At 61.5% G+C, this 3,378-nt stretch carries 1 protein-coding gene; it reads right to left on the bottom strand.

The window, feature by feature from the left end:
* Nucleotides 1–336 precede the first annotated feature (336 nt).
* Nucleotides 337–2,820, bottom strand: a complete 2,484-nt coding sequence (locus ACK543_RS07550; protein ID WP_409942235.1) for an ATPase, T2SS/T4P/T4SS family — start codon at nt 2,818–2,820, stop codon at nt 337–339.
* Nucleotides 2,821–3,378: the final 558 nt, after the last annotated feature.

The raw sequence follows: 3,378 nt of genomic DNA, 5'->3' as shown, positions 1-3,378 counted from the left end.
CCTTGCTTGTGCAGCCTCACAACCTGCTTGCGCCTCTCGTGCAGCTCGCCCAGCGTCTGGTATCTCGCGTCTTCTTTGTCCATGAACTCTCTGATGCCAAAAACCCAGGAAAGTTCAATTTTTATGGGGCCGGATCAATAGTACAAGTGACGTACATTGTCGAGTCGCACTGGTAACTGGGCGCCTTGGTTGACGATAAACCGCCGTGTGTAAGTCGCATGGTCAACCTGAACACGCTGGCACCTGACATTGTGGCTGCTGCCCTGGATGACGCCTGGCCGAACCATGTCACGCTGTTTGATCTGGCGGATGATGCTCCAACTTGCGTTGGGGGCGTCAGTTGTTGCTCATGGCCCGGACTTCGTCCAGGGTGGTCAGGCCTTGCAACACCTTTTCAATGCCGTCCTGGCGCAGGGTGTGCATGCCCTCTTGCAGGGCTTGGCGCTGCAGTTCCTCGGCGCGTTCGCTTTTCTGAATCATGCGGCGCAGGTCGCGCGAGACGGTGAGCAATTCGTGCAGGCCCACGCGGCCTTTGAAGCCTTTTTGCTCGCAGGTGTCGCAGCCGGGGCTGTGGTAGTGCATGAGCTGACCGTTCACGCCAAAGCGTTCCTTCCATTCGGCCAATAGGGCTTCCCGGGTGAACGGGGCATGGCCGGCGTATGCGTGGAGATAGTCGTCCAGCAGTTCGTTGATCTGGTCTGCCGTGGCAGGCGTGGACACGCGGCAGGCCTTGCACTGGCGCCGCGCCAACCGTTGGGCCAACAGGGCCAGCAGCGAGTCGGCAAAGTTGAATGGGTCCATGCCCATATCCAGCAACCGGGTGATGGTCTCGGGTGCGCTGTTGGTGTGCAGGGTGGACAGCACCAAGTGGCCGGTGAGCGAGGCTTCAATCGCCATGCCGGCGGTCTCGGCGTCACGCACCTCGCCCACCATGATGACGTCGGGGTCGGCCCGCAGGAAGGACTTGAGCGCCTTGGCGAAGGTCCAGTCGATTTTGGGATTGACCTGCACCTGCCGCAGCCCAGGCTGGGTGATTTCCACCGGATCTTCGGCCGTCCAGATTTTGGTGCTCTCGTCGTTGATGTGGCCCAGCGCCGAATGCAGCGTGGTGGTTTTGCCCGAGCCGGTGGGCCCCACGCACAGCACCATGCCGTACGGGCGTTTGACGGACCAACTGAGCTTTTCGTAGTTCTTGGGCGACAGGCCAATTTGGTCCAGCGGCAACGGCTTGGACGCGGCCAGCAAACGCATCACGACGTCCTCGACGCCATTGGCCGTGGGAATGGTGGCCACGCGCAATTCCAGCTTGTTGCCGGAGGCGTATTTGGCAAAGTTGATCTTGCCGTCTTGGGCGCGGCGGCGCTCGGAAATGTCAAGGTCGCACATGATCTTGATGCGCGCAACCAGGGCCGATCGGTAGTTGGGAGGCAATTCCAAGTAGTTGCGCAACTGGCCATCTTTGCGAAACCGCACCCGGATTTTGGCCTTGCCCGTGGGGCATTCGATGTGGATGTCGGACACGCCCTGCGCCTGGGCCTCCAAAATCATCGTGTTGATGAGGCGCACCAACTGGTTGTCGTTTTGCTCAATGGCCTTGAGGTCCACAGGCATCTCGTCGGCCGTGTCGGCGTGGTCCGACTCCATTTGGGCCAGCAGCGCGCCGCCGTCGATGGGGGTCATGTCGGCGGCACGGCCGCTGGCGGTCACCTCCAGCCCGTTGCGGCGGTAAGCTTCGGCTAGCGAGCCCTTCACAGAGCCCAACTTGGCCAGCGCCGACACCACCTTGCATTGGGTAGTGAATTCCAATTCGCTGATGGCGCTGCGACGCGTGGGGTCCTCCATGGCCACCACCAACCGGCCCTCACGCAGGATCAGGGGCAACACTTCCAGCCGTTCGGCCATGGCGAAGGGCACGGCCTTGACGGCGGCAGCCTCCACCGGGAAGGTATCGGTGTCCACAACGGGGTAGCCCATTTTGTGGGCCAGCGCGGTTTGCAGATTTTCGCGGGTAACCAGGCTTTTCTTAACCAACAGCTCCCCCAGCGGGGTGCCCTGTTCTTTGCTTTGGATGCGCAGCGAATCTTTCAGTTGCTCCTCAGAGATCATGCCCAGCGACACCAGCGACTCGCCCAGCCGCATGACGGGCAGGCGGGCCTGCATCTCAATGGCCTCGAGCAACTGCTCGGGCGAAATGATCTGGTTGCCCACCAGCACATCACCCAGCTTGCGCTTGCGTAACTGGTCCTGCTCGCCGATGGCCTGGTCGAGCTGACCTGGCGTGACCTGCGCCTGGGCCACCAAAATTTCACCCACCCGTTCGCCCACGTTGAAGCTGCTGTAAGCGTGTTTGGGAATGAACACCCGCGAAGTCTGCCCGTTTGCATCCAGCGGCGGAAACAAAAACAACCCCTGCTCCAGCTCCACATGGCCAATGGTTTTACCTTCCAGCACCTGCCCGTCGGTGTAGGTCACCATGAACGGCGACACCGGCCGGTGCGCCATCAGGGCGGCGTGGGCGTCGGCGCCGGCTATGGGCTCGGGCTTGACGGGCTCTTCCAGCTCCAGGCAACGCAACTGCTTGAACCGAACCGAAATGGGGCTTTGGCCCTGGGAGATTTGCACCGTGATCATGCAGCCACGCAAGTCGAAATGCATGAGCCGGGTGCGCGTAGTGCGATGGTTCATGCCTTCCAGCAAGCAACTCATGGGGCCCGACGACGGCTGCACCTGCGGGTAGGCCGCAAACGGCGGCGTGGGCCACCAGAAGGCGTTGGGGTTGCCGTCGTCGATGGTGGCGGGTCGGGTGTCGTAAAAAGACATGGTGGCTCCTGGGGGTGCGAACGCACGCTCGCGGATGCAAAGCGAGCGGGCATGGCAGCTGACCAGATTAACTAACCCCGCAGGTTGGGGCCATGCAGTGAAACCCGTAGTGCTCCACCCACCAAAGCAGGCACCATGTTTTGCACTACACCGGGCAAAAAATCGTCCGTCTACTGCACCCTGTCACCTGACTCCGCAAAAGTTCGTGCAGCCCGGAGCGTAACCCCAACGGACCCGAGCCGCTCGCAGTTGGTGCTGTGGGTGCTGAGGGTGCCGATAGCCTTCGGCCCGTGGATGGCTCTACAACCACCCGCATGGGGCCAAGACCCGGCACCCACACTGGGGTCAGAGCAGCCGCTGAGCGCCCCCAAAGTGGACGCCAACGCCGCCACCGAGGCAGATCTGGATAAGTTCACCGCTTAGCCCGAATATTTCACGGCAATTGGTCGAAGGCGGAGCGAAGCGAGTTTTTCTGTTGATTTTGGGCTGCCAAGTGCTCTGGCCAGGGCTTTGATGTGCTGCAAAAGGCTATGGCGTGGTAACCAGGCACACCGGCCC

The sequence above is a fragment of the Acidovorax sp. genome (assembly GCF_046341535.1).
Taxonomy (GTDB): domain Bacteria; phylum Pseudomonadota; class Gammaproteobacteria; order Burkholderiales; family Burkholderiaceae_C; genus Acidovorax.
This window is presented reverse-complemented; position numbering and strand designations above follow the sequence as displayed.

What these genes read in the sequence shown, in the direction of transcription:
- ACK543_RS07550 (WP_409942235.1), bottom strand. Translation starts at nt 2,820, where the DNA reads ATGTCTTTTTACGACACCCGACCCGCCACCATCGACGACGGCAACCCC.